This is a genomic window from Streptomyces sp. NPDC019531, assembly GCF_044903305.1.
Classification (GTDB): domain Bacteria; phylum Actinomycetota; class Actinomycetes; order Streptomycetales; family Streptomycetaceae; genus Streptomyces.
This window is the reverse complement of sequence record NZ_JBJDQL010000003.1, coordinates 363,019-388,624: the sequence shown is the minus strand read 5'-3', so window position 1 is coordinate 388,624 and position 25,606 is coordinate 363,019. Positions and strand designations below refer to the sequence as shown.

Here is a 25,606-nt window from a genome sequence, read left to right as displayed (position 1 = left end):
CCAACTGACCGGAGAGAGGATCAGGCCCGAATTTCCTTGACCATGACCGCATACACCGGCGAGTCGGCGAACGGCTGTTGCTCGCCGACCTTGGCGTACCCCCACGCCTCGTACAGTGCCTGCACCTTGGGGTGGGTCACGTCGACCAGCAGCACGGCGAGGTCCTCCGTACGCTCCTTCAGCAGCGCTTCGTGGAGCCGTTCGGAGATGCCCTGCTTGCGCCAGCCCGGACGCACCATGACCTCAGAAACCGCGTAGGTGGAGGAGTAGCCGTTGTTCGGCTCGTAGTCGGTGGAGCGCCACCACTCCCGGCCGGGTGCGAGTGGGGCCCCGTAGGCGAAGCCGACCGGCTCGCCGCCGTCGTAGGCCACGACGCAGGAGAAGCCGTCCATGCCGGTCCAGTGGTCGACGAACCAGGCGAAGCGCTGGTGGAAGGGGTCGTCCATCTGGTCGGCGTAGGCGTCGGCGTGTACGTCGATGAGCATCTGCCGGAAGCCCTCGGGGAGGTTCCCGTGCTGGAAGTGACGCATGTCGGTCACGCTCGGCTCCATTCGGTTCGCATGCGGTCTGCCCAGTCTCGTGCGTAGGAGGCGGAGGGGGCCAGGGCGAACAGGCCCCGGTGGAAGTCTCCGATGAGCGTGCGCATGCGGCCGGGCAGAGGGTCACTGTCCATGATCGTGAAGACGTCGGCGGCGGTGGCCGTGGCCTGTTCGGCTTCGCCTTGGTGGAGCTGTGCCAGGGCGAGTTGGGCGGTCGCGAGTGCCCGGTTGCGCCGGAAGGCATTCGGGATCTTGGCCAGGGCGCGGTGGGCCATCGCTTCGGCGTGGGCGTGGCGTCCGCTGCGGAATTGCACGATGGCGGCGAGGTGGTCGAGCTCGGCCTGGTCGTAGAAGGCCGTCCAACGCGGGCGTTCGCGTTTCCCCACCTTGGTGAAGGTGTCCTGGGCGGCTCCGAGGGACCGCAGGCCCGCGCGCCCGTCCCCGAGTCCCGCGTAGGCGAGGGCGGCACGGACACGTCCCAGCGAATCGAAGAACGGGTCTCGCCGCGCTGCCGCGCAGACTTGCGCGGCCTGTGCCGCCGCGAGCGCTTCGGGCCAGTTCTGGCGCTGGTAGGCGAGCATCGAGAAGTTGACCCACACGCGCATCTCGGTGGGGCCGTCCTGAGAGAGGCCGGCGTACGTGGCGGATTCGTTCAAGTAGGTCTGGGCCTGATCGAGGTTTCGGGCGTCGATGCAGGACCAGGCCGCAATGGTGGTGTACTCGGCGGCCAGCCCATACAGGGCTCTACGGACGCGTTCGCCGGCGTTCCGCTGCTGCAGCTCCAGTACGCCGTCACGTCCCTTCATCGCCGCCTTCTCCAACTCCCTGTGCCCGCCTTGACGGTCGTCGGCTTCGACGAGGGCGTTCATCCCGGCGGCAGCCCGCGCCACGTCCGACATGCCGACGGCTCGACGCTGGGCCACCAGGGGAACGGCGGCGGCTGCGGTGCCGGTGGCCGAGGTGAGGAAGGTGCGACGCAGCACGGGGTCCTCCTGAGGGTGCTGCATGGTACGTGGTGCCCTGAACCCTAAATCCCCGATAGGGCATCCGAACACCCGCTCCAGAGCGGCGCACGTCCGTCCGATGGGGCGGCGGGAGGAACCGTTCAGCAGGTTGCGGACCGTGCGGGCAGAGACATCGCCGGGCCTACCGGTGATCTCCGCGAGCGCGGCGTTCATCCGACCAGCCAATTCGTCTTGTGTGAGCCCGAGTTCGTCCATCCGGCTCTTGAGGATGACGTTCGCTCCCATGCCTCCGACGGTAGACCGGCGGTCACCGACCGAACCAGACCCCAGGTCACGGGAACGCAAAGTCTTCCGGTTCGGGACGGCCGATGGAAGCCCGACCTTTCCTGTTCCCCTCGGGCTGCAGGTCGTTGACTCGGTATCAGGCCGTCGAGGTCCTGATTTCCCCCATCCTCGACGGCATGGAGGAGAGCCCGCCCCGGCGCCACCCCGTCGCGGGGGCGGGCGTCCACCCCGGAGGGATGTTCCTGTGACCATGACCGCCGCCCGACCTACTGCGACCGGCACCCCCGGCTACACCGAGACGATGCCGTGCGAACCGAAATCCGCTCGCCGGGCCCGCCTGCTCGTCTCCGCCGTCCTGAACACCTGGGGCATAGGCGAGTTGGCAGAGGTCGGGGTGCAGATCGTGGCCGAGCTCGTCAACAACTCCATCGACCACACGCGGTGCCGCAGCGTCCGTGTCCTGGTCACACGTCCGACCGAAGGCGTGGTGCGTATCGGCGTCGCCGACACCTGCCGGGACACGCCGGAGGTCGGTAGCCCCGATGATGACGCCGAGGAGGGCCGCGGCCTCCTCCTGGTCGATGCCCTCAGCTGGAGATGGGGCTACGACCGCAAGCGTTGGGGCAAGGTCGTGTGGGCCGAGGTGGAAGTGCCGGCCGAATGCTGAGGCCGCGGGTGTCCTTACGGCTGATGCATGCCGAGGAACTGATGGACGATCCCAGCCCGGAGGCGTGCGTCGAACTCACCCTCGTTCCCTTCCGTTCGACGAGCGACCCCGACGCCGAGATCTCCGCCGAACCCCTGCGTATCACGCCTGCGGATCTCCTTCGGCTGCACTTGGAGTCGGACCTTGCGCTCGGTGAAATCCGCGCCGAGGTCAGACAGGCGGAGATCGAGTACCGGCGGCGTCTCGGCCGCTGGTACGAGGAGGGCCGAGCCGCGGCCGAGTCGAGGGAGCCAGAGGTGTCGCTCCTCGTGCGCGTGCTTGAGGGGCTCCGGCGACAAGTCCTCACGTCTGTCTGACCCCGTTGGAAACGCAGCACCGGCGCCTCACAACTCCCGCTGGGCACCTCGATGTCCGGGGGCCGGGCGGGCGAGCAAGGAAGTCGCGACACAGCGCTTTCCGCACAATCAGAGAGGAAGACCGTGTTCAACTACGTGGATCGCTTCCCCACCGGTAGTCCGCTGCCGCAGGGGCATCTGACAGTCGCCCCTTGGGGTCTTCGTCGCATGGCTCCCTACCCGCCCGTCGAGGGACCCGACTACGCGAGGGTGGAGCTGGACGCGTCGACGCAGACCGCCCGGTACTTCGACGCCTCCGGCGTGCGGACGATGGCCCCGGGGCATGGCACGTCCTCGGGCACGAACCCGCCGACCGGCACGACGGGCCAGGGGGACCGCAACAGCGATTCCCCGGACAGCGACACGGGCAACGACACCGACCAGTGATTTCGGTGACGAAAGACGATCGCCCGGTCCTGGTCGTCACGAACCTCGACGACCCGACCGCGGACATCGTGATCGCCGAGCTGCACGACCGGGGCGTCCCGGTCTTGCGGTTCGACTCCGGTGACTTCCCCGCCACCCTGTCGTGCTCCGCCTCCATCGGCGGCACCGGCGGCTGGCGGGGAAGCATGCAGACTCCCAGTCGACGTGCAGAACTGGGCGCCGTGCGGGCCATGTACTACCGCCGCCCCTCCGGGTTCTCGTTCTCGCACCTCGACCGGCAGGACGAACGGTTCGCCGTGGCCCAGGCCCGCTATGGACTGGGCGGCGTCCTGACCTCGCTGCCGGGCTGCCTGTACGTCAACCACCCCAACCGCATCGGAGACGCCGAGTACAAGCCCGCCGGGCTCGCCGCCGCAGCGGCGGCCGGCTTCGTGCTGCCACCCACGCTGATCACCAACGTTCCCGACGACGCACGGGCTTTCATCAAGGAGCACCGTCGGGTCATCTTCAAACCCATCTCGGTGCCGCTCTATCTGGTTGACGGCAAGTCCCAGACCTTACCGGTGACGGAGGTGACCGCCGACGAGATCGACGACTCCGTGGCCGGCACCATGCACCTCTTCCAGAAGCGCGTGGACAAGAGCGCGGATATCCGGGTCACGGTCATCGGCGAGCAGATCTTCGCGGTGCGGATCGACTCCGGCCTCCTCGACTGGCGCACCGACTACGGCACCCACACCTACACGCCCGTCGCCGCGCCACCCACGGTCCAACGAGCAATGCGCGCCTACCTCAAGCACTTCCGACTCGTCTTCGGGGCGTTCGACTTCGCCCTGACCTATTCCGGAGAGTGGATCTTCATCGAGTGCAACCCTTCCGGACAATGGGCATGGATGGAGCCGCCGACCGGTCTGCCCATGACCGCCGCACTCGCCGATCTCCTGGAAGGAGGACTCCGTGGCCAGTGACCCTGATCTCGAGACGGCCGCGGTCAGCCTGCGGCGACAGCTCGCCGACCACCTGGAGAAGGGCGGCTGGCTGAGATCCCCCGAATGGCGGGCCGCCGTCGAGAACGTGCCCCGCCACGTCTTCATCCCGCGCTTCTATCGGGAGAGCGACGCCCCCGGCGTCACGACGTGGGAGCCGGTCACCCCTGCGACCGCCGGCCACGCGGAATGGCTCCGTCTCGTCTACACCGACGAGACCTGGATGACCCAGTTCGACGGCCGGGACATCGACTGGACTGATCCCCACCCCGTCAGCAACACCACCCCCACCTCGTCGTCCACACTGCCGAGCCTCGTGGCCAGGATGCTCGAAGACCTGGATGTGCATGAGGGCATGACCGTGCTGGAGATCGGCACCGGCACCGGCTACTCGACCGCGCTGATGTGCCACCGCCTTGGCAGCGAGAGCGTGACCTCGATCGAGACGGATGAGAAGGTGGCACGCCGAGCCCACGAGGCCCTCGCCCAATGCGGCTATGCCCCTCACCTGGTAGTGGGGGACGGCCGCGTCGGCCACCCGGACGGAGCCCCCTACGACCGTCTGATCGCCACCTGCGGCTTCCGCACCATCCCGCCCGCCTGGCTGCAGCAAGTGCTGCCGGGCGGCATCATCCTCACCACCCTGCGCGGCTGGATGCGCTCCCTCGGACTGGTCAAGCTCATCGTCACAGGAGGCAGCGCGAGCGGCTGGTTCAGCGAGGACGATCCGAGCTTCATGATCGCCCGGCAGCAGGACGCGCCGGAGAGCCTCGGCATGATTCCGGGACCTGACGACGGAACGACGCGGAAAGCCACGTATGGGCCAGGCGTCCTCACCAGCTCCGGTCCGGGTTTCATGGCGCAGCTCGCGGTGCCCGACGCCCGTTTCTTCTCCATGCCGGTCGACGGCGGCCCGGTCAGCACGTTCGTGCTGGACGGCGTGACCGATTCCTTCGCCGTGCTCGCCCCCACCGACAGCGGCTGGCAGGTCCGCCAGGGCGGCCCGCGTCGCCTCTGGGACGCGGTCGAGACGGCGGTGGCCACCTGGGAGGAGTACGGGTCACCAGGCAGCGCCGCGTTCGGCGTCACGGTCTCCCGCGACGCCCAGGTGGTCTGGCTGGGGAACCCGAACGGCCCGCAGTGGCCGCTACCCTCCTGAGACGACCACCGCCGATCCGAGGAACGCCACGATGGACGACGAACCGCTGAAGGACTGGGCGGAACGCCGCGACGCGAAGATCGGCCGACTGCGCGCCGTTTCTGTCGTCCCCGGCAACGGCCCCAGGGGATCGCATCTGCGCCCGGAGGCGCCACGGGCCATCGAGCGGTGGAACGGGCACTCCTGGGAGCCGCACGGATTCGCGGCCAACCTGGCTGAAGCAAAGGCCATCATCTACGCGGAGACCAAAGAGCCCCCGGCTCCCGGGCCGGTGCCGAAGCCACTCGGCACCGGCACCGGCACCGGCACCGGCAAGCACCGCAAGCCCCAGGCGCCTCGCACACACGGCGACGGGCGGGCACCGGCCTGATCAGCGCGACCGAATACGAGACTCCTGCGCAGGCGGAGCCGTGGGGCGCTGCGCGGGGTGGCGGACTTTGGACGCTTGGGCGTGCGGACCAGGTGCGTGGCGTTCGCCGAGGCGGCGAACGCGCCAGGTGAGAGCGCGAGCAGGGCTGCGGGCGTCCTCCAGGGTGCGCAGGCTGAGCGCCTGGCCGAGGATGGCGGACGCGTTGTGGCCCGCCGCCTCCGCCTCGGCTAGCACGGTGGCGAGGGCATCCCAGGCACCATCGTTGACGATGCCTTCGGCGTGCTCCGGTACTGCCTGCTGGAGGTGGTAGGCGTAGCGGCGCTTCGTCTGCAGGCTGGGTGTCCGGCCGGCGAGTGCGGCCAGGACCGGTTCGGCGACCTGCGCGTACGCGGCCTGCAGGTGGATGAGCGTCTGTTCGGCTGCCGCCTGCTGTTGGGCGTGCTGGCGGGTCCGGTGCCAGTGCATGGCGTAGGCGACCGCGGTGAGCGCGACGTCCAGCAGCATCGCCAGTCCGGCACCATCCTCGTGCCGTACAGGTTCCTTCCATATCGCCTGGACGCTGCGGCGCAGGACGCGGGTACTGGCGTGGTCGGCGGCGACGCGGGAGCGGGTGGCACGCTCGAAGGCGACGGCGGCCTTTTCGAGTTCGGCGCGGGCTGCGGCAGGAGCTGTTAGTGGGAGCAGATCGAGAGCTCCGCCGAGCGCGTCCAGCTGTCCTTGGGCCACTTCCTCATTGCTGTAGGTGAGGTGGTGGGGGATGCGTTCGGCGGCGGCGGTGGCCTGATGCCAGGGGCTGCCTGGGCGGGCTGCGGCCGGCTCGGGTGCGGTGGTGGCGAGGCGTTGGCGGACCTTGGGCAAGGAGAGGTCGCCGGCAAGGGTGGAACCGGCGTACCAGATGGGTTGCTTCTGTTTGTTGACGTCGCCGGGCAGGGAGACGCTGTAGCCGGTGACGTCTCCGGACGGCTCCGTCTTCGGCCGGACACTCACACCGGTCGCCTCCAACAGGGCGAAGAACTCGGCCTCAGTTGTGGCGGCGGCCATCGCGCGGCGGACACGCAGGCGCAGGATCTCGCGGGAGGTGGCGTCCTGGCCCAGGCGCTTGGCCTTGAAGTGCTCCTTGCTGGTGGGGCGCTTGGCTGCCGTGCCGTCACCCGGCTTCAACCGCCTCAGCCCGTAGTCGGCTTCGATCTTGCGGGCTTCGCGTTGGACGGCGCGCTGGTCGTAATCGCGTTGGGGGCGGCGTCCGTCCTGACGTACGAGGGTGGCGGCGATGTGGATGTGGTCGTCGGCGTGGCGGACGGCCACCCATCGGCAAGCTTCCTCGTCGCCTTCGGGGGCGATGCCGGCGGCGGCCACGATTCGGCGGGAGATGTCCGCCCACTGGGCGTCGGTGAGGATCGGGTCCTCGGGCGCGGCACGGACAGGGCAGTGCCACACGGTGTACTTGGGTGCCTTGTCGCCCAGCATCATCACGGGCTGGTCGAGCTGGGCGGCGAGCTGGGCCTCCACTTTCTTCGGGTCGCGGTGGGGGCTGCGGCCGGGGTCGGGGGCGAAGTCGTTCCAGGAGGCCACCAGGTGCGGGTCGATGTGCTCGTTGGCCCGGCCCTTGCCGAAGAGGTAGCCGATCGTGCGGCGCGTGGCGTATGGGCCCTTACCTAGGATGATCTTCGGAATCAATGGCTCACCGCCCCTCTGTGATCTGGGCGACGGCGTCGTCCAGCTCGGCGATGCACGCCTCCACCCGATCCAGGAGATGTTGGACGGTATCGGGGTGGGGACAGGCGCCGTCCTTGTTGAGGTGCCAGGTGAGCTGGTTGAGGTTATTGCCGATGCCGCCGAGCTGCCGGTTGGCGGCCATCAGTGCCTTGACCATGGCTCGGTAGTCGGCTACCGCCGCAGTGGGATCGTCGGTGCGGGCGGCAGCGAGCGAGCTCTCGGCCACATAGCCACCAAGCGCCATGCTGCTCAGGGCAGCGGCGTTCTGGACGAGGGCGAACTCGGCTTCGTTGTAGCGAGGGTGGACTCGGCGCTGGCGCAGTTGCTTGTCACGCAGACGGCGACGTGGCGCGGGCTGCTGGGGCACGCTCGATGACGGCTCGTTACCCCCTGTCTCGGTCGGCTCCCCCAGCCCGACCGGCTCCGGTGCCCCTGCGCCGGATGCCTCCGCCCCCTCCAGGGCGGAGGCCGGGTAAGGACTCCTTACCCGACAACTTGCTGTGCCGTTTGGGGCTGCGGGGATGGGTATCCGCTGCTGAGCTGTGGGGAGTTCTTGGTGCTGTTCGTGCATGGAGTGTTTCTCCGGCGATTAGGTGGGGCGGTGCTGTGTCACGTCCGTTGCGTCCGTCGCATGCCTGGTCAGCACAGGTACGGACAGTTGGGCCGGTACGGAGAAGTGCGTCCCGGCAAGGACATCCGTCCCCGCGCTGACCTGCGCGGGGACGGATGCGACGCAGTGATACGGATCCCAGGGGGAGGCGGGTTAGCGGGCGCGCTTAGGCCCGGCGGGGCTGCCAGGCGGGCCGATGGGCAGCGAGCCCGTCGGGGCCGTGGGTGGCTTGTCCTGGGTCAGGCGCCCGGGCGTGGCGTCGTGCACGGGCTCGGGCGCCGCCTCGGCGAGACCGGGGCAGTGGCGGGCCCAGGCGTCGAGGAACCGGTTACGGGCGTACGCCTTGGCCTGTCTGCCTTGGTCGAACCGGTAGTTGGCGGGACTGATGCCGAAGTCGCGGAGCAGGTTGCTCAGGTGGTAGGCGTTGAACCCCTTGGTGCCGTACTCCGCCCAGGGCGCGTCGGCGTCCTGGATCAGGTCGGCGACCAGAGTCTGGGTGGACAGGGCCTCGGGGTTGCCGTGCGCCTCGAAGATGCGGTGTATGTCGCGCAGCAGCCGCGTCTTCAAGCTGGTCTGCTCGTCCTGGACCGCCTCGTGGCGGGTCATCGCCACGCAGGCCGCACGGGCGCTCGCGGGCCAGTGGCCGCCGGCCAGGTCGGCGATGATGACCAGCGGCTCCCACGTGTCCGCGGCCCGGTCCTCCACCGGCATCGCCGGCACCATCCCGCCAGCGGTGCCGCGCAACGGGCCCAGCCAGGCGGACAGCCGGTCACGCAGCGCGTTGAGTTCGGGCGCCGAGTACCGCGAGCGGAAGGGGGCGACCTTCTCGCCAGGCTTGCGCTTCTGCATCCGCAGTACGACCGCCCGGTCCGTGATCGTGTCCGGCAGGTCGCCGATGCCCGCGAGCGCCGCCATGGCGAAGGTGGGATACGGGGTGGGCTTGTGCTCGGGTCCGGAGATCCGCCAGGCGGGCCGGTTGCGCTGATGGCCCGCGTTCAGCAGGCCGCGCAGGTCCTCCTTGTCGCTGGCCTTGGGGCCGAAGATGGTGTCGGCCTCGTCCACCAGCAGGGTGGGCGGGTTCTTGCCGATGACGCGGAAGATGACCGCCGGGGAGGTGTTCACCGTCATCATCGGCTTGTACACGGTCTCGTGCAGCACGTCCAGGACGCGGGACTTGCCGCAGCCCTTCGTCGGGCTCATCACCGCCAGGCGGGGCGCGTGCTGCAATGCGGTCTGGATGTGCGTGGCCGCCACCCACAGCGTGACTGCGGTCAGTGCCTCCTCGCTGGGCAGCACCACGTACTTGCCGATCGCCGCCCGCAACTCATCCAGCAGTTCCGCACCCTCACCGGAACCCCGTTCCCCAGGGTCTGCCGGTCCCCGAGGAGGCCGGGAGCCGGTCCCGTGATCCGGTCCCCGTGCGCCGGCGGGATCGGTCCCCTCCTGCTGGGCGGTTCCCGCCACGGGGCTGTCGGTCCCCGGCGACTTGCGGGGGCCGTGCTCACGGTCCCCATTGCGGTCCCCTGGTGCAACTGCAGCCTCTTGGGGACCGGTCCCCATGTTGGTGCCGCTGACCTGCGGGTTTGCGCCGGATGTCGCCACGGGGACCGGGACGTGCGGGGACCGGGCAGCGAGCACGTCGCGGGGACGGTCCCCCACGGCGGCATCGGCAGACGGCTGGGGACGGTCCCCGTGGGCTTCCACATCCGCCGAATGCTCGACGGTCCCCGACGCCGGGGACGGTGTGTCCACCGGATCCCTGCGGCGCCAGGGGACGCCTTCGCCGGGGACCGCGGGAGTGGGCCAGCCCGTCGGGGAGGTGTTCGGGGTGCTGGGGGACGTAGAGTCCGCCATAGGCGTTCCTCTCCGGTGAGGGGCAGGACGGGCAAGGTCCCGCCCCTCACCAGCTCGTTCATTCAGGGATGGGCATTCGGCAGGGGAGTCTTCGGCCCTCGGCGTTGGCGCGCCGGGGGCCGCTTCGTTGTCCGCGTCAGGGGCGGGGTCAGGCCGTGAGGTCGTACGACGTCTGGGCGTCCAGCCATGCGTCCACCTCCCGCCAGCGGTAGCGCAGGTGACGGCCGACCTTGTGGACGCTGGGGCCGGTGCCCCGGTACTTCCACTGGTAGAGGGTCTTCACCGGCACCCCGAGGTACGTGGCCACGTCGGCGGGAGTGGCGAGCTGGTCACGCTCGGCGCCGGCAAGGCGCGAGGAGTGCTTCGGCAATGAGGTCTCCATATTGGGATCGGGGTTTTGGGTGGCGGGCTTTGGCAATACGGCCACACCGCCCGGGGAAACGTCCAGAGCGGGTTCTGGAACTCCCGGCTACTTCTCTCGGCGTGGCCGGGGAAGACCAAAACAGTAAGGGCGGATCCCCGGTTGCCGAAATCGCTCCCACGGAAGCCGAAAATTTTCTGAGCCGAAGCGACCGGCAGAGGTGCCGGAATCCGGTACCTCCGCAGCTCAGAGGCGGCACCTGGCAGTCGGGAGTGGCACGGGAAACCCACCAGACACCACTCCCCATAGCCACTCAAATCGCCCATCCCTGAGGCGCGGAGGGAAGGTAGCACGGCCTCCTCGCTGAAAAGACTTGTGATGTACCGGAATTCGATGAGACGAACACCACTTCGCTCCGGAACGACTTTTGGAGAGTTTAAGAACTAACTCTTGCCACAGCGCCCGAGTGCAAGTTACAGCTATCTGTCATGGCAACCCGACCTGTCGAAATAGGCCCCGTCGGCCTCCACGCCGCCCGCGCTATCGAGCACCTACGCCTCGCCCGCGGCCTGACCCAGCACCAACTCGCCGCCCGCTGCACCGCACTGGGTCGCCCGATGACCAACACGGCCCTCAGCCGCACCGAACGCGCCCGCCGCCGCTGCGACATCGACGACCTCGTCGCCATCGCGACCGCACTCGGCATCTCCCCCGCAGCCCTCCTGCCCCTGGGGCCCTCGGTGTCCCACACCGCCCCAAAGACCCTCAACCACCTCCAGGAGGCCCTTCTTGGCTGACGTGTACGACCGCTGGCACAAGACGTTCCCGAAGCCCGACGAGGAGGAGTGCCCGGAGCACAAGGGCAAGGTCCCCACCGCCGACCACGGCAAGGGCAAGCGGTGGCAGGTCCGTTACCGCGACCACCTCGGCCAGCAGCGGAAGGAGAACTTCGAGCGCAAGATCGACGCAGAGAAGGCTGCCGCCTCAGTCGAAACCAAGCTGCACGAAGGGACGTACATCGACCCGAACGCCGGCAAGAAGACGCTCAAGACCTACGCCGGGGAGTGGGTCGATGCCAGGAGCGTCGGCATGGGCACGGGAGACGCGTACGAGGGCGTCGTTCGCAACCACATCGAGCCGCACCTGGGCCACCTGGAGATTCGGGCTCTCAACCGACCCTCCCTGATCCAGGGCTGGGTCAAGAAGCTGCAGAGCGCGGGCCTGGAGGCATCGACCATCGGCTGGATCAACTCCGTCCTCTCCGCTGTCCTGGACGCTGCCGTGGAGGACGGGCTGCTGCCCCGGAATCCCTGCAAGTCCAGCTCGGTCAAGCTCCCGACCGTGACCAAGAAGAAGATCATCCCCTGGAGCCTGGAGCGCGTACACGCGGTGACGGCCGCGCTGCCTCCGCGCTTCCGGTGCGGCGGGAAGCTGTCCTTCGGCTGCGGGCTTCGGCAGGGCGAGGTGTTCGGCTTCGCCGAGGACCAGATCGACTTCGAGCGCGGCGTGGTCCACGTCAACCGGCAGATCAAGCTGGTCCGTTCGACGATGGTGTTCGCCCTGCCCAAGGGCAACCGGCTTCGCACGATCCCCTTGCCGGATGCGCTCGCCGAGGCGCTCAAGGCCCACATGAAGGAGTTCCCGCCGGTCGAGGTCACGCTGCCGTGGGCCGAACCCGACGGCGAGGAGCGCACGTTCCGGCTGCTCTTCACCGACGCACAGAAGCGCGCGTACCACCGCGGCGTCTTCAACCAGTACCCCTGGAAGAAGGCCCTCGCCACCGCCGGCGTCATCCCGCCCCGTGAAAAGGGCTCCCCGCGTTTCGCCGCGGCGCCCGACGACGGGATGCACGCCTACCGCCACGCCTACGCGTCCGTCCTCCTCGACGCGGGCGAGAGCATCAAGGCGCTGTCCGAGTACCTCGGCCATTCGGACGCCGGCTTCACGCTGCGCACGTACACGCACCTGATGCCGAACAGCGAGTCGCGCACGCGACGGGCGATGGATGCGGCGCTCGCCCACCCGGGCCACTCGGGCACAGGAGCCACCCCGCCCGCACCCGCGAACGCCGAGGGCACACCCGGGGAGACGAAACCTTCCGGCATGTGCCCTGCCTGTGCCCTCGCGGCCTGACCACGGCCATTGGACTGCGGCGCACAGCGATCTGCGCCCGACCCAGGAAAGGGCCGTTTCACCAGGTCAGCGACCTGGTCCCCCACCCCTGAGCGCTCACCAACAGCGCTACACCGCCACCAGCGGTGCATCCTCCCGCCACTTGAGGATCTTGTCGAAGCTCACCACGGCGCCGCGGCCCGGTTTGTTGCCGATCTGGACGTGGTCGGCGAGTTCGCGGATGAGACCGAGGCCGCGGCCGTTCTCCGCCTCCATGAGGGTGGGGCGGGGGCGCACCGGTGGGAAGCCGGGGCCCGAGTCGGTGACCTCGATACGGCACTTCTCGCCGTCGAGGTAGGCGGTGACCCGGTACGCCGCCGAGGAATCCTGTCGGCCGCTCTCCCCGCCGTGCTCCACGGCGTTGGCGCAGGCCTCGCTGAGGGCGAGGGAGAGGTCGTAGGAGATGTCCGGGTCCACCCCCGCGGTCTCCATGGTGCCGAGCAGCAGGCGCCGGGCGAGCGGAACGCTCGCAGCCTCACGCCGCAGATGGAGTGACCACCAGATGCTCATGCTCCAGCCTCCCGGCCGCGGCTCGACATACCGTTACGTATTGCCACGCATGCCCGGCCGTAAGCACATCGCTGACGTGATGCCGCCCATACGGGGGGTGTGCGGGGGGCGTTCATGGGTGTATGTGGGGCAGCGTGCACCAGAAGTGACCTTCCGGTCGTACACCCCGTACGTCATCTTGTGGACCTGCCGTATGGCGCCCATAAGGCCAGTGCGATGATGAGCCCGCCATGACTGCCCCCCACGCGCGCTCCGGAGGGGATCTCCGGGTTCTGCGGGCCGCGATGTTCGCCGCGGTCTGCGTCGTGCTGGCCGCGGCCGGTCACTCGATCGCCTCCTGCGCCACCGTGCCGCTGTGGACGCTCGGCGCGGGGTTCCTCGGGGCCGTCCTGGTCGTGGCACCTCTCGCCGGTCGCGAGCGCTCACTGCCGGGGATCGCGACGCTGCTCGCCGTCGGACAGACCGTGCTGCACGTGTTGTTCGGACTCGGGCAGCACGGTACGACGGCGATGGCGTCCATGACGTCGATGCCCTCGGCGCAGTCGACGTCGGACGCCACGCTGGTCCAGCAGGCCGCGCGCCTGCTGTGCGGGACCACCGCCGCGGCGATCAGCCCGGCGCAGGCCCAGAAGATCCTTTCCGACGCAGGGCTCCACCCCGGTACGACGGGTGCGACGCACCATGCGACGGAGACCATGACCGGGGCCTCCGCGCTGCCCTCCCTGCCGATGATCCTCGGGCATGTCCTCGCGGCCGTCGCCGCCGGCTGGCTGCTGCGGCGCGGGGACCTGGCGCTGCTACGGCTCGCCGAGCTGTCCACCTGCTCGGCGCAGGTGGTCACAGAAGGGGCGCTCGTACGGTCCCTGCGCGCGGCGCTCGCGCTGGTGCGAGCCCTGCGTGCCGGACTGCCGGGGGCGCCCGAGGGCGTGCCGCGGGTGCCGCTGACGGCGTCGCCCGCGCCGCCCCGACCGCGTACCGCGGCACTCCAGCACACGGTGATCCGACGCGGCCCGCCGACCGCCGCCGTGCTCGTTCTCGCCGCCTGACGCGACGCGACCGCCACTCCACTTCCCGGGGACGACTGCCGAGGGACGTGAAAAAGGGGCCGCCGTCGTGCGGCACGCGCGTGTGCGCACGCGTATCTCTCTTCACCGGAACCACCGGAACCCCTTTCGAAGCGGAGTGCTCTTCATGAAGGCTTCTCGTCTCGCCGCCACGGCCGCCGTCGCCGCCATCGCTGTCATCGGCCTGTCCTCCCCCGCCTTCGCGCACGTCAGCGTGGCCGCCGAGGGCACCGCCGCCAAGGGCGGTTACGCGGTCGTGGACTTCAAGGTCCCCAACGAGCGTGACAACGCCTCCACCAGCAAGCTCGAGGTCAACTTCCCGACCGACCACCCGCTCGCCTCGGTCATGCCGGAGCCGATGGCCGGCTGGAAGATCGAGGTCACCAAGTCCAAGCTCGCCAAGCCCCTCGAACTGCACGGAGAGCAGATCACCGAGGCCGTCACCAAGGTGACCTGGACCGCCACCAGCGCGGCGAACGGCATCCAGCCCGGCTATTTCGAGAAGTTCCCGGTCTCCATCGGCGCCCTGCCCGAGGACGCCGAGGAACTGGTCTTCAAGGCGATCCAGACGTACTCCAACAAGGAGGTCGTGCGCTGGATCGAGGTCCAGGAGGACGGCGCGGAGGAACCCGAGACGCCGGCTCCCGTGCTCGCGCTGTCCGCGGCCACCGAGGACGGACACCACGGCTCGACGGCCGCCGAGGAGACGGACGCCAAGACCGAGAACGCCGCCGCGACCACCGAGGTCGCCGATGGTGACAGCAGCGACACCACCGCCCGCGTCCTCGGCGTGGTCGGCATCGTCGTCGGCGCCATGGGCGTGGCGTACGGCGTGCTCGCCGGCCGTCGGCGCAGCGACGCCTGACCCTGTTTCACGGATGCGCGCCGGGGTCGTACGGGGCCCCGACGCACACCAAAACCCTTACATCTGGGACATTTTGAAATGCGCAAGAAGACGTTCGCCGCGGCCGCGCTGCTCGCCGCCGCCACCCTGACCCTCTCCGCCTGCGGCAGCGGTGACGACAGCTCCTCGCCCGTCTCCGTGGTCTCGGAGGAGGCCGGCTCGGACAAGGCCGCCACCGTCCTCGACCAGCCGTTCGAGAAGCCGGACCTGGTGCTGACCGACACCAAGGGCGAGAAGTACGACCTGCGGGCCGCGACCAAGGGCAGGCCCACCCTGATCTACTTCGGCTACACCCACTGCCCCGACATCTGCCCGCTGACGATGAACAACATCGCCGTCGCGAAGAAGCAGCTGCCCAAGTCCGAGCAGGACAAGTTGACCGTGGTGTTCGTCACCACCGACCCTGCCCGCGACACCCCCACCGAGCTCGGCAAGTGGCTCAAGGGCATCGACACCCAGTTCGTGGGCCTGACCGGCGACTTCGCCACCATCCAGGCGAGCGCCCGCACCCTCGGCATCTCCATCGAGCCGACCCACAAGGACAAGAAGACCGGCAAGACCGTCTCGGTGCACGGCACCCAGGTCGTCGCCTTCTCCCCGAAGACCGACAAGGGGTATGTCCTCTACGGCGAGGACGCGACCGTGGACGACTACACCAAGGACCTGCCCAAGATCATCAATGGGCAGAACCCGTGAGGCGTACGACCGTGTCGGCGGCCGTACCTCTCGCCGTCCTCGCCGGGGCCCTGGTCCTGAGCGGCTGTTCGGGCTCCTCCGACTCCGACGGCTCCGACGGCTCCGACGGCTCCTCGGGAGGCCTCACCGTCTCCGGCGCCTACATCCCGCAGCCCGTCTCCGCCGACATGGCCGCCGGGTTCCTCACCATCTCCAACTCCGGTGGCGCGAAGGACGAGCTGACCTCGGTCACCAGCGGCGACGGCGACGTCACCATGCACGAGACGACCGGTGGCACGATGGAACAGGTGTCCCGCCTCGCCGTCCCGGCCCACGGTCAACTCGTGTTCAAAAGCGGCGCCAACCATCTGATGTTCGACAAGCTGAAGCGCAAGCCGACGCAGGGTGAAACCGTCACCGTCGAACTGCACTTCGCCCAGTCCGACCCCGTCGTCGTGAAGATGCCGGTGAAGTCGGCGACATACGTCCCGAAGACCGGACACTGAGGGAGGGATCACCTTGACGCAGACCATCGCCCCCCGCGTCCGGACCCTGGTGCTGCTGCTCCTGGCCGTCTGCGGCCTGCTGCTGACCACGGCCGGACCGGCCTCCGCGCACGCCGCGCTCACCGGCAGCGACCCCCAGCAGGGGGTGGTGGTCGACAAGGCGCCCGACCAGGTCTCGCTGACCTTCTCCGAGAAGGTCGCCCTGTCGAACGACTCGCTGCGCGTCCTCGACCCCAAGGGCAAGGCCGTCCAGCAGGGCAAGCCGTTCGAGGTGAGCGGCACGACGTACGCCGTGAAGGTCCACAGCGGCCTGCCCGACGGCACGTACACCGTCACCTACCAGGTCGTCTCCGCCGACAGCCATCCCGTCGCCGGCGCCTACACCTTCTCCGTCGGCGCCCCCTCGACCACCTCCGTCTCGGTCTCCGGGAGCACGGCGGGCGGCGGGGTCGTCGGCTGGCTGTACGGCTTCGGCCGGTACATGTCGTACGCCGGCTTCATCGTCCTGGTCGGCGGCGCCGCCTTCGTGCTCGCCTGCTGGCAGCGCGGCGCCGGAGTGCGGCCCATGCAGCGGCTCGTCGTCGGCGGATGGCTCACGATCACCTCGGCCACCCTGCTGCTGCTCCTGCTGCGCGGCTCCTACACGGGCTCCGGGAAGGTCGGGGACATCTTCGACATGGACCTGCTCGGGAACGTGTTGCAGACCAAGACGGGCGCGGCTCTCGTCTCCCGGCTGCTGCTGCTCGCCGCGGCGGCCCTGTTCATCTCCGTGCTCTTCGGGGCGTACGACAAGCGCGAGGACGAGGAGAAGCGGGACCTCACCTTCGGCCTCGCGATCGGCGGGACCGTCGTCGCGGCCGGGCTCGCGGCGAGCTGGGCGATGGCCGAGCACGCTTCGGTCGGGCTCCAGGCGGGCATCGCCATGCCTGTCGACGTCGTCCATCTGCTCGCCGTCGCCGCCTGGCTCGGCGGGCTGACCGCGCTGCTCGTCGCCCTGTACCGCTCGGACGCGCCGATCGAGTCCGCCGCCGTACGACGGTTCTCCCAGGTCGCCTTCGGCAGCGTGGTCGCGCTGGTCGCGACCGGGACCTACCAGTCCTGGCGCCAGCTCGGCTCCTGGTCGGCGTTCACCGAGACCACGTACGGACAGCTGCTGCTGGTCAAGATCGGGCTGGTGGCGCTGCTGGTCGGCATCGCGTACATCTCACGGCGGTGGACCGCGCAGCTCGCGGACACGGTGGTGCAGCGGGCCAAGCGGGTGCAGCAGAGAGAGCGGGTGACGGCGAACGCCTCCGGGGCCGGGAAGGCCAAGGGAGCGGGTTCGAAGGGGGAGGGTTCCAAGGGTGCCGACGGCTCGAAGGGCGCCGACTCGAAGAGCGCCGGCGGCTCCAAGCGGTCCGCTCAACTCGCCCGGCAGCAGGCCGCGATGGACAAGGCCCGGCAGCAGCGTTCCCGGGACGCCGACCCGAACCGCTTCGGGCTGCGCCGCTCGGTGCTCGCCGAGGCGGGGGTCGCGGTCGTCCTGCTGGCCGTCACGACCGTGCTGACGCAGACCGAGCCCGGCCGTACTGAGGAGGACGCCAAGGCGGCCAAGGCGGCCTCCTCCTCGTCCTCATCGTCCTCCTCGAACGCCTCGGACTCCTCCGGGGCGCTGACCCTGGACATGTCCTTCGACACCGGCGGCACGGACGGCAAGGGTGTCGTGACCATCGACCTCGACCCCGCGCGCGTGGGCGGCAACGAGATGCACGTCTACGTCCAGCGGACCAACGGCCGTGCCTTCGACATCCCCGAGGTGAAGGTCGCCCTCACCCTGGAGACCAAGAAGATCGGGCCGCTGACCATCACCCCCGACCACATCGCCACCGGCCACTGGTCGGCGAGCAACGTGCAGATCCCCATGGCGGGTGACTGGAAGGTCGCCGTGACCGTGCGGACCTCCGACATCGACCAGACGACCGTCTCCAAGAACGCGCAGATCGGCTGAACCGCACCATGTCCGACCAGTCCATTCCCACCGCCGGCACCGAAGGGGGCGACTCCGGGGAGGGGGGTGCGCCCGAGGAGGGCGCGCCGTCGAGGCCGAGCGCCCCGGTCGGGGGTGCACCCGAGAAGGGGGCGCCGTCGAAGCCCAGCGCCGCGGGCGGGGGCGCACCCGAGAAGAGCGCGCCCTCTAAGCCCGGCACCACGGTCGGGGGCGCACCCGAGAAGGGCGCGCCGTCGAAGCCCAGCGCCTCGGCCGGGGGTGCACCCGAGAAGGGGGCACAGTCGAAGCCCAGCACCACGGTCGGGGGTGCACCCGAGAAGAGCGCGCCCTCTAAGCCCGGCACCACGGCCGAGGGTGCACCCGAGAAGAGCGCGCCGTCCAAACCCGGCGCCCCGGTCGGGCGTGCGCCCAAGGAGGATGCGCCCTCCAAACCCGGCGCCCCTACCAAGGCGCGGCCGTCCAAGGCACGTACCTCCGCTACCAGTTCTTCCAGGGGCGCCACATCCAGGGCCGCTGCTTCCGAGACCGGCACCTCTCAAGTCGCCTCATCCAGGGCAGCCACTTCCAGGACCGCCAACCCCAAGGCCGCCGCCTCCGCGGAGAACTCCTCCCCGGAGAGCCCCTCCCCGCCGCGCGGCCACGAGGCAACCGGCTCCACCGCCGGAGGCATCTCGCGGCGCGCTCTGCTCGGTACCGCAGGTGCCACCGGCCTCGTGCTCGGTGCGGCGGGCGCGGCCGCGGGATACGCGGCCGCGCCCGTCCAGGCGACTCCACTGACCTCCGTGGGCAGCGACGCGGCGATGTTTCACGGGAAACATCAACCCGGAATCACCGAGGGCCTCCAGGCCCGCGGCCACCTCGTCGCCTTCGACCTGTCGGCGGGCGCGGGCCGCAAGGAGGCCGCCGCGCTGCTGCGCCGTTGGTCTCGGACGGCGGAGCGGCTGATGGCGGGGGAGGCCGTGGGGTCCGCCGACACGGATGTCGCCCGGGACGCGGGGCCGTCCTCCCTGACGGTGACCTTCGGCTTCGGGCACAGCTTCTTCTCCCGGACCGAGCTGGAGAAACAGCGACCCGTCGCCCTCGACCCGCTGCCCGACTTCTCCTCCGACCACCTCGACAGGGCACGCAGCAACGGCGATCTGTGGGTGCAGATCGGCGCCAATGACGCCCTGGTCGCCTTCCACGCCCTGCGCGCGATCCAGAAGGACGCCGGTGGCGCCGCGAAGGTCCGCTGGCAGATGAACGGCTTCAACCGCACGCCGGGAGCCACGGCCCACCCCATGACGGCCCGCAACCTCATGGGTCAGCTGGACGGCACACGCAATCCGAAGCCCAGCGAGTCCGACTTCGACGAGCGGATCTTCGTTCCGGCGTCCGTCTCGAAGGACCCGTCGTGGATGGCGAACGGCTCCTACGCCGTCGTACGACGGATTCGGATGCTGTTGGACGACTGGGAGAAGCTGACCCTGGGAGCCCAGGAGGCCGTCATCGGGCGCCGGAAGGCGAACGGCGCCGCACTGTCCGGGGGCACCGAGACGACCGCGATGGATCTGGAGAAGACGGACGCCGACGGGGATCTGCTGGTCCCCGTCAACGCGCATGCCCGGATCACCCGGCCCGACCAGAACGGGGGCGCGGCGATCCTCCGCCGCCCGTTCTCGTACCACGACGGCATCGACGCGGACGGAGTGCCGGACGCCGGGCTCCTGTTCGTCTGCTGGCAGGCGGACCCGCTGCGCGGTTTCGTCCCCGTCCAGCGCAAGCTCGACCGAGGTGACGCGCTCTCCCAGTACATCCGGCACGAGTCGAGCGGGCTGTTCGCGGTGCCGGGCGGGGCGGCGGAAGGGGAGTACGTGGGGCAGGGTCTGCTGGAGGGGTGAGGTCACGCTGATTCACCCGGTCGTGAGAGAAGTACGTCGGCCTCCGCAAGGGCCATTAGGGTGAGGTCATGCCAGCGAGCTATGCGTATCTCGGCCCTGAGGGCACCTTCACCGAAGTCGCCCTGCGGACGCTTCCCGAGACGGCGACCCGGGAGCTGATCCCGTATGTGTCGGTGCAGTCCGCGTTGGACGCGGTGCGCGCGGGTGAGGCCGAGGCCGCGTTCGTGCCGATCGAGAACTCCGTCGAGGGCGGCATCACCACCACTCTCGACGAGCTGGTCGCGGGCGCCCCGCTGATGATCTACCGCGAGGTACTGCTGTCGATCACCTTCGCGCTGCTGGTCAGGCCGGGCACGAAGATCACGGACATCAAGACCGTCTCCGCCCACCCGGCCGCCCAGCCGCAGGTGCGCAACTGGCTGAAGAAGCACCTCCCGGACGCCCACTGGGAGTCCGCCGCCTCGAACGCGGACGCCGCCCGGCTGGTCCAGGAGGGCCAGTACGACGCGGCCTTCGCCGGCGAGTTCGCGGCTGCCCGGTACGGCCTGGAGGCGCTGGAGACAGAGATCCACGACGCGGAGAACGCGCAGACCCGTTTCGTACTGGTCGGCCGTCCGGCCCGGCCCGCCGCGCCGACCGGCGCCGACAAGACGTCCGTCGTGCTGTGGCAGCGCGACGACCACCCCGGCGGACTGCGCGATCTGCTCGGCGAGTTCGCCACCCGCGGCATCAACCTGATGGTGCTGCAGTCCCGGCCCACGGGCGCCGGCATCGGCAACTACTGCTTCTGCATCGACGCCGAGGGGCACATCACCGACCGGCGGGTGGCGGACGCCCTGATGGGCCTGAAGAGGATCTGCCGCGAGGTGCGTTTCCTCGGTTCGTACCCGCGTGCGGACAGCGAACCCGCGGACATGCGCGTGCCGCTCACCGGCACATCGGACGAGGCGTTCGTGGCGGCCTCGGACTGGGTGGCGCGGTGCCAGGACGGCCGTTTCTGACCGGTCTTACCTGCCGATTTTAGTTATCCACAGGAGTTATCCACAGGCCTGGTTCTCGACCTGGGGACAAGTCGACAGGCCATGGCCACCTTGTCGACAAATCGGCCCCACGACCTCTTCCGTGGCCACCGGCGCGCACATCACCCTTCGTCCACTGTTTCCCGTTGTGCAATCCTTTGAGGCGACCACTTTCCACTCGAAAGCATGGGTAAGCAGGGGTTTGCACCGTGAATCCGCACCGCGATCCCCAAGTTTCGGAGTGATCGATTCCGAAATCCACAGCCCTTCCGCACACCCTGTGGATAACTCTTTGGAGGGTGTGGATCCCTGTGGACAACTACGGCCCAAATCCCGTTCCCCACAAGGGAGTCGAGTCAACCAGGCGCCGCGATCATGACCCCTCCCGGGGAGTGAGGCCCCTTTTATTGACACAGTGCGCAATTGCCGCATAACGGTATGTAAACCGTGTTTCGCAATAGTGAGTCGTGGGCCCTCACCCCGCACCGGTAGCCTTGGCCGCGTGATTGACCTTCGCCTGCTCCGTGAGGACCCCGACCGAGTGCGCGCGTCCCAGCGCGCCCGTGGAGAGGACGTCGCCCTCGTCGACGCCCTCCTGTCTGCCGACGAGCGGCGCAGGTCGTCCGGCGTCCGCTTCGACGAGCTGCGTTCCGAGCAGAAGGCGCTCGGCAAGCTCATCCCCAAGGCCTCGGGCGACGAGAAGGCCGAGCTGCTGCAGAAGGCCGGCCAGCTCGCCGCCGACGTCAAGACGGCCGACGCGGAACAGAACGAGGCCGACGAGGAGACCAAGCGCCTCCTCCTCCAGCTCGGCAACCTCGTCCACCCCGACGTCCCTGTCGGCGGCGAGGAGGACTTCGTCGTCCTGGAGACGCACGGCACCATCCGCGACTTCGGCGCCGAGGGCTTCGAGCCCAAGGACCACCTGGAGCTCGGCGAGGCACTGGGCGCCATCGACGTCGAGCGCGGCGCCAAGGTGTCCGGCTCGCGCTTCTACTACCTGACGGGTGTGGGTGCGCTCCTTGAGCTGGCGCTCGTCAACGCGGCGATCGCCCAGGCCACGGAGGCCGGCTTCACGCCGATGCTGACCCCGGCGCTGGTCCGCCCGCGCGCCATGGAGGGCACCGGATTCCTCGGCCAGGCCTCGGAGAACGTGTACCACCTGGAGAAGGACGACTACTACCTGGTCGGCACCTCCGAGGTGCCGCTCGCCGCGTACCACATGGACGAGATCCTCGACGCCGACAAGCTGCCGCTGCGCTACGCCGGCTTCTCGCCGTGCTTCCGCCGTGAGGCCGGCACCTACGGCAAGGACACCCGCGGCATCTTCCGCGTGCACCAGTTCGACAAGGTCGAGATGTTCTCGTACGTCGCCCCCGAGGACGCGGAGAACGAGCACAAGCGGCTCCTGGACTGGGAGAAGCAGTGGCTGACCGGCCTCGAACTGCCCTTCCAGGTCATCGACGTGGCCTCGGGCGACCTGGGCGCCTCCGCCTCCCGCAAGTACGACTGCGAGGCGTGGATCCCGACCCAGGGCAAGTACCGCGAACTGACCTCGGCCTCCAACTGTGACGGCTTCCAGGCCCGCCGCCTCGCCGTCCGGATGCGCGACGGCAAGAAGGTCCAGCCGCTGGCGACGCTCAACGGCACGCTGTGCGCCGTACCGCGAACCATCGTGGCGATCCTGGAGAACCACCAGCTGGCCGACGGCTCCGTGCGGGTGCCCGAGGTACTGCGTCCGTATCTGGGCGGCCGGGAGCTGCTGGAGCCGGTCGCCAAGTGAGCTTCCCCTATCGGCTGATCGCGACCGACCTCGACGGAACGCTCCTGCGCTCCGACCAGTCGGTCTCGCAGCGCACACGTTCCGCGCTCGCGGCGGCCACGGCCGCCGGAGCCGCGCACATCGTGGTGACCGGCCGCGGGGTCCCGTGGACCCGGCACATCCTCGACGACCTCGGCTACCAGGGCCTCGCGGTCTGCGGACAGGGCGCGCAGGTGTACGACGCCGGCGAGCACCGTCTGCTGACGTCGGTGACCCTGGACCGGCAGCTGGCCGGGGTGGCACTGGCAAAGATCGAGGCCGCGGTGGGTCCCCTGTACCTCGCGGCGAGCCGGGGCGGTCTCGACGGGGAGGTGCTGGTCGGAGCGGGATACACGGTGACCGGCGCGCTGCCGTCGGTTCCGCTCACCGACGTGGCGGACCTGTGGGCCGCTCCGCTGAACAAGATCTACATACAGCACCCCGAGCTGTCGGACGACGAGCTGGCCGAGGCGGCCCAGCAGGCCGCGGGCGGCTTCGTCAGCGTCGCGATGGCCGGCGAGGGCATCGTCGAACTGCTCCCGCTGGGCCTGTCGAAGGCGACCGGCCTCTCTCTGGCGGCCCGCCGTCTGGGCCTGAAGGCCGCCGACACGATCGCCTTCGGCGACATGCCCAACGACATCCCGATGTTCGCCTGGGCGTCGTACGGCGTGGCGATGGCGGACGCGCACGAGGAACTGAAGGCGGTGGCCGACGAGGTGACGTCCTCCAACGAGGAGGACGGGATCGCGGAGGTCGTGGAGCGGATGCTGGGCTGACGCCTAGGGGGCGTCCGGCTGGGCCGGAAGCTCGTCGAAGGAAAGCAGCGCGCGCACGGGTCCCGCCGGTATGTGGCCTTCCGGTCCGAGCTGGTCGACGATCACGCTGCAACCGGCCCACTCGCCACCGCGCTCCTCGACCATGTCCCGGACAGCGGCCGCCTGCTGCCCGGTCTCGATCCAGTCGTCGACCAGCACCAGCCGGTCGCCGGACCGCACGGAGTTCCGCTGCAGCCGGAGCCGGTGCCGGAGCCGGCGGTAGTCCGGTGCGGTGGTCCGCTGGCTCTTCCGGCCGGGGAACAGGCCCTCGCCCTTGCGGACAGGCACGAAGCCGACTCCCAGCTCGACGGCCGTGGCGGCACCAAGCAGAAACCCCCGGGACTCGACACCGCAGACCGCGGTGATCCCGGCGTCCCGGAACGGCTCGGCGAGCGCCTTCACGACCGCCTCCAGGGCCTCGGCGTCCCGGAACACCGCCCACACGTCGGCGTGACCACCGAGCCACGTGAAGTGTTCGAGTACGAGGTCGTGTGCGGTCCTGGTCAACTCCGGCCCTTCTTGGCTGGCGTACGCCGGCCGAGAAAGCCCGGCCAAGTCCCAGTGACAACGTCTTGCGGAGGATGCACGGATCGAACGTGCGCGGGTTTTCAGACCCGACCACGGCTCGCTTCTGATGAACACAGCGCAAGCCAGTGCCTTACCACTCGGCCAATCCTCCGGGTGGGCGGCCTCACGCGAGAGCGACATCGCGTGCTCGAAGCGGCCGCCCCGGGCAGGTCCTGCGGGGTGAACTCGACGGCGGCGTAACTACACCGGAGTCCTCCGCTGGCTGCCCTGACGGGAGCTGGACGTACTGTCGTGCATGGACATCGCCCGGCTCCTCTCCCAGAAAGTGGCGCCGAACCGTCGTCCGGCGGTGTGGACACAACCACTCTGCCTGCACGACGAGTTGGGCGCCACCGATTTAAAGCGGCCGTGTGTTCGATGCTAGCCGCGCCGCCACCGGCGTCGGCGCTTGCTGAAGAACCACCCTGCGGGCGGCTCGTCGGAGCGCCAGGGCTGCGGCTCCGGTGCCTCCCGGCGCCAGCGCGCAGCGAGCGTACGGGCCCTGGCAGACGGCTCGTTCGTCTCGGCGGACCGTATGAAGTCCTCATCCAGGACGAGGTCGTCCCAGTCGTCTGCCATGCCCGTTCCCTTCGACTCGCAGCCGAACATCCCCCTTTGTCCAGTGTGCCCGGACAGAGGTGAAGTCCCTGTCAATAAGCGGGGCGTCTGAAGCGCGAAGCGCCGGGCGCCTACTCCTCGCCCGCCAGCGTCAGCGAGCGCAGCTTCTGTCCCGCGTACCACGTGGCGAGGACGGTCACCACGACCAGCAGCACCGTGGCCGTCGGCAGCCCGACCTCCGAGGTGACCAGGTCACCGCCCGCGACCTTGTGCGCGACGGCCAGCGACCACTGCTGGACGCTCAGGGTCTTCGCCCCGGCGACCAGGGAGCCGAACAGGGCCTCCCAGACCAGCGCGTAGACGAGACCGAAGACCACCGCATGCCGGGACACCGTGCCAAGGAGCAGGAACAGCGCCGCGTAGGCGATCGAGGAGACCAGCGCGGCCACCGTGTAGGCGACGGCGATCTGTTGACCGTTGCCGTTGAGGATGAAGCCCGCGATCAGCGTCGGCAGGGCGGAGAACACCATCGTCACGGCGATCGCCACGATCAGCTTGGTGAAGATGATCGTCGGCCGCTTGACCGGCTTGGACAGCAGGTACACCACCGAACCGTCGTCGATCTCGGGACCGATCGCGCCGGTGCCCGCGATGACGCCGATGATCGGCACCATCGTGGCGAGCGCGAGCCCGCCGAGGAGGTCGGAAGCGGTCTGGTCGTCGGCGCCGACCAAAGCGCGCACGATCACGGAGATCAGGATCAGCAGCACGGGTAGGGCGCCCAGGATGAGGGCCCGGCGACGGCCGAGCAGGGCCCGATAAGTGAGTCGGGCGACTGTGGGGTCGTACATGTTCGG

General features: G+C 69.5%; 26 protein-coding genes, 1 tRNA gene and 1 pseudogene. 17 read left to right on the top strand and 11 right to left on the bottom strand.

Translation table 11 applies throughout. The annotated features are described in order from the left end of the window. Positions 1-20 precede the first annotated feature (20 nt). A complete protein-coding gene (locus ACI2L1_RS06085; RefSeq protein ID WP_404738085.1) occupies positions 21-551 on the bottom strand; it encodes a GNAT family N-acetyltransferase in 531 nt (176 codons plus the stop codon). Further along, the gene (locus ACI2L1_RS06080; protein ID WP_404738084.1) at positions 536-1,789 is read right to left on the bottom strand and encodes a helix-turn-helix domain-containing protein; all 1,254 of its coding nucleotides are present in this window, start codon (positions 1,787-1,789) and stop codon (positions 536-538) included. Before ACI2L1_RS06080 ends, ACI2L1_RS06085 begins: the two co-directional genes overlap by 16 nt. Positions 1,790-2,039: 250 nt before the next feature. Between ACI2L1_RS06080 and ACI2L1_RS06075 the strand changes: the two genes are divergently transcribed. The 6 genes from ACI2L1_RS06075 to ACI2L1_RS06050 all read left to right on the top strand — a co-directional run bounded on the left by ACI2L1_RS06075 (position 2,040) and on the right by ACI2L1_RS06050 (position 5,753). Continuing rightward, positions 2,040-2,456, top strand: a complete 417-nt coding sequence (locus tag ACI2L1_RS06075; RefSeq protein ID WP_404738128.1) for an ATP-binding protein — start codon at positions 2,040-2,042, stop codon at positions 2,454-2,456. Positions 2,457-2,497: 41 nt separating this feature from the next. Beyond that, a complete protein-coding gene (locus tag ACI2L1_RS06070) occupies positions 2,498-2,812 on the top strand; it encodes a hypothetical protein (protein WP_404738083.1) in 315 nt (104 codons plus the stop codon). A 123-nt stretch (positions 2,813-2,935) separates the two neighbouring features. Continuing rightward, a complete protein-coding gene (gene tgmA / locus ACI2L1_RS06065; RefSeq protein WP_404738082.1) occupies positions 2,936-3,238 on the top strand; it encodes a putative ATP-grasp-modified RiPP in 303 nt (100 codons plus the stop codon). 5 nt (positions 3,239-3,243) lie between these two features. Beyond that, positions 3,244-4,206: an ATP-grasp ribosomal peptide maturase gene (gene tgmB, locus ACI2L1_RS06060; protein ID WP_404738081.1), complete on the top strand. Its 963-nt coding sequence runs from the start codon at positions 3,244-3,246 to the stop codon at positions 4,204-4,206. Continuing rightward, positions 4,196-5,383, top strand: a complete 1,188-nt coding sequence (tgmC, locus tag ACI2L1_RS06055) for an ATP-grasp peptide maturase system methyltransferase (RefSeq protein WP_404738080.1) — start codon at positions 4,196-4,198, stop codon at positions 5,381-5,383. Before tgmB ends, tgmC begins: the two co-directional genes overlap by 11 nt. A gap of 31 nt (positions 5,384-5,414) precedes the next feature. Further along, entirely contained in the window at positions 5,415-5,753 is a 339-nt protein-coding gene (locus tag ACI2L1_RS06050) for a DUF6087 family protein (RefSeq protein ID WP_404738079.1), read from the top strand. Here the strand turns inward: ACI2L1_RS06050 and ACI2L1_RS06045 are convergent, their stop codons facing one another. The 4 genes from ACI2L1_RS06045 to ACI2L1_RS06030 all read right to left on the bottom strand — a co-directional run bounded on the left by ACI2L1_RS06045 (position 5,754) and on the right by ACI2L1_RS06030 (position 10,315). Beyond that, a complete protein-coding gene (locus ACI2L1_RS06045; RefSeq protein ID WP_404738078.1) occupies positions 5,754-7,430 on the bottom strand; it encodes a mobilization protein in 1,677 nt (558 codons plus the stop codon). A 4-nt stretch (positions 7,431-7,434) separates the two neighbouring features. Continuing rightward, on the bottom strand, positions 7,435-7,836 hold the full coding sequence (gene mobC / locus ACI2L1_RS06040; RefSeq protein WP_404738077.1) for a plasmid mobilization relaxosome protein MobC: 402 nt from the start codon (positions 7,834-7,836) through the stop codon (positions 7,435-7,437). Positions 7,837-8,232: 396 nt separating this feature from the next. After that, a complete protein-coding gene (locus tag ACI2L1_RS06035) occupies positions 8,233-9,402 on the bottom strand; it encodes a DUF3631 domain-containing protein (protein WP_404738076.1) in 1,170 nt (389 codons plus the stop codon). Positions 9,403-10,081: 679 nt separating this feature from the next. Beyond that, positions 10,082-10,315 carry a helix-turn-helix transcriptional regulator gene (locus ACI2L1_RS06030; RefSeq protein WP_404738075.1) on the bottom strand — a complete coding sequence of 78 codons (234 nt, stop codon included), beginning with the start codon at positions 10,313-10,315 and terminating at the stop codon, positions 10,082-10,084. Between the two features lie 467 nt (positions 10,316-10,782). Between ACI2L1_RS06030 and ACI2L1_RS06025 the strand changes: the two genes are divergently transcribed. Further along, positions 10,783-11,091 carry a helix-turn-helix domain-containing protein gene (locus ACI2L1_RS06025; RefSeq protein WP_404738074.1) on the top strand — a complete coding sequence of 103 codons (309 nt, stop codon included), beginning with the start codon at positions 10,783-10,785 and terminating at the stop codon, positions 11,089-11,091. Beyond that, a complete protein-coding gene (locus ACI2L1_RS06020; RefSeq protein WP_404738073.1) occupies positions 11,084-12,427 on the top strand; it encodes a tyrosine-type recombinase/integrase in 1,344 nt (447 codons plus the stop codon). Before ACI2L1_RS06025 ends, ACI2L1_RS06020 begins: the two co-directional genes overlap by 8 nt. Before the next feature lie 108 nt (positions 12,428-12,535). Here ACI2L1_RS06020 and ACI2L1_RS06015 read toward each other — a convergent pair whose 3' ends face one another. Beyond that, positions 12,536-12,976 (bottom strand): ATP-binding protein, encoded by a 441-nt coding sequence (locus ACI2L1_RS06015; protein ID WP_404738072.1) that lies wholly within the window; start codon positions 12,974-12,976, stop codon positions 12,536-12,538. 230 nt (positions 12,977-13,206) lie between these two features. On the opposite strand from ACI2L1_RS06015, the gene ACI2L1_RS06010 reads away from it, so the two are divergent. The 9 genes and pseudogenes from ACI2L1_RS06010 (at position 13,207) to ACI2L1_RS05970 (ending at position 23,585) form a co-directional block, all read left to right on the top strand. Beyond that, the gene (locus ACI2L1_RS06010; protein WP_404738071.1) at positions 13,207-14,022 is read left to right on the top strand and encodes a hypothetical protein; all 816 of its coding nucleotides are present in this window, start codon (positions 13,207-13,209) and stop codon (positions 14,020-14,022) included. A 145-nt stretch (positions 14,023-14,167) separates the two neighbouring features. After that, positions 14,168-14,905 carry a YcnI family protein gene (locus ACI2L1_RS06005; RefSeq protein WP_404738070.1) on the top strand — a complete coding sequence of 246 codons (738 nt, stop codon included), beginning with the start codon at positions 14,168-14,170 and terminating at the stop codon, positions 14,903-14,905. Between the two features lie 78 nt (positions 14,906-14,983). Continuing rightward, positions 14,984-15,640 carry an SCO family protein gene (locus ACI2L1_RS06000; protein ID WP_404738069.1) on the top strand — a complete coding sequence of 219 codons (657 nt, stop codon included), beginning with the start codon at positions 14,984-14,986 and terminating at the stop codon, positions 15,638-15,640. Continuing rightward, the gene (locus tag ACI2L1_RS05995; RefSeq protein WP_404738068.1) at positions 15,637-16,125 is read left to right on the top strand and encodes a copper chaperone PCu(A)C; all 489 of its coding nucleotides are present in this window, start codon (positions 15,637-15,639) and stop codon (positions 16,123-16,125) included. The genes ACI2L1_RS06000 and ACI2L1_RS05995 overlap by 4 nt, the downstream gene beginning before the upstream one ends. 13 nt (positions 16,126-16,138) lie before the next feature. Continuing rightward, positions 16,139-18,112, top strand: coding sequence for a copper resistance CopC/CopD family protein (locus tag ACI2L1_RS05990; RefSeq protein WP_404738067.1), 1,974 nt, complete (start codon positions 16,139-16,141; stop codon positions 18,110-18,112). 662 nt (positions 18,113-18,774) lie between these two features. Beyond that, positions 18,775-19,992: pseudogene (gene efeB / locus ACI2L1_RS05985) on the top strand (iron uptake transporter deferrochelatase/peroxidase subunit); the annotation flags it as partial. Between the two features lie 68 nt (positions 19,993-20,060). Further along, positions 20,061-20,993: a prephenate dehydratase gene (gene pheA, locus ACI2L1_RS05980; RefSeq protein WP_404738066.1), complete on the top strand. Its 933-nt coding sequence runs from the start codon at positions 20,061-20,063 to the stop codon at positions 20,991-20,993. A 520-nt stretch (positions 20,994-21,513) separates the two neighbouring features. Continuing rightward, positions 21,514-22,791 carry a serine--tRNA ligase gene (serS, locus tag ACI2L1_RS05975; protein WP_404738065.1) on the top strand — a complete coding sequence of 426 codons (1,278 nt, stop codon included), beginning with the start codon at positions 21,514-21,516 and terminating at the stop codon, positions 22,789-22,791. Next, positions 22,788-23,585, top strand: a complete 798-nt coding sequence (locus tag ACI2L1_RS05970; protein ID WP_404738064.1) for an HAD family hydrolase — start codon at positions 22,788-22,790, stop codon at positions 23,583-23,585. Before serS ends, ACI2L1_RS05970 begins: the two co-directional genes overlap by 4 nt. A gap of 3 nt (positions 23,586-23,588) precedes the next feature. Here the strand turns inward: ACI2L1_RS05970 and ACI2L1_RS05965 are convergent, their stop codons facing one another. The 4 genes from ACI2L1_RS05965 to ACI2L1_RS05950 all read right to left on the bottom strand — a co-directional run bounded on the left by ACI2L1_RS05965 (position 23,589) and on the right by ACI2L1_RS05950 (position 25,600). After that, positions 23,589-24,131: a phosphoribosyltransferase family protein gene (locus tag ACI2L1_RS05965; protein WP_404738063.1), complete on the bottom strand. Its 543-nt coding sequence runs from the start codon at positions 24,129-24,131 to the stop codon at positions 23,589-23,591. A 68-nt stretch (positions 24,132-24,199) separates the two neighbouring features. Continuing rightward, positions 24,200-24,303: transfer RNA gene (locus ACI2L1_RS05960), tRNA-OTHER, on the bottom strand. Between the two features lie 269 nt (positions 24,304-24,572). Beyond that, positions 24,573-24,770 (bottom strand): hypothetical protein, encoded by a 198-nt coding sequence (locus ACI2L1_RS05955; protein WP_404738062.1) that lies wholly within the window; start codon positions 24,768-24,770, stop codon positions 24,573-24,575. Between the two features lie 110 nt (positions 24,771-24,880). Beyond that, positions 24,881-25,600, bottom strand: coding sequence for an ABC transporter permease (locus ACI2L1_RS05950; RefSeq protein ID WP_404738061.1), 720 nt, complete (start codon positions 25,598-25,600; stop codon positions 24,881-24,883). Between the last annotated feature and the right edge of the window lie 6 nt (positions 25,601-25,606).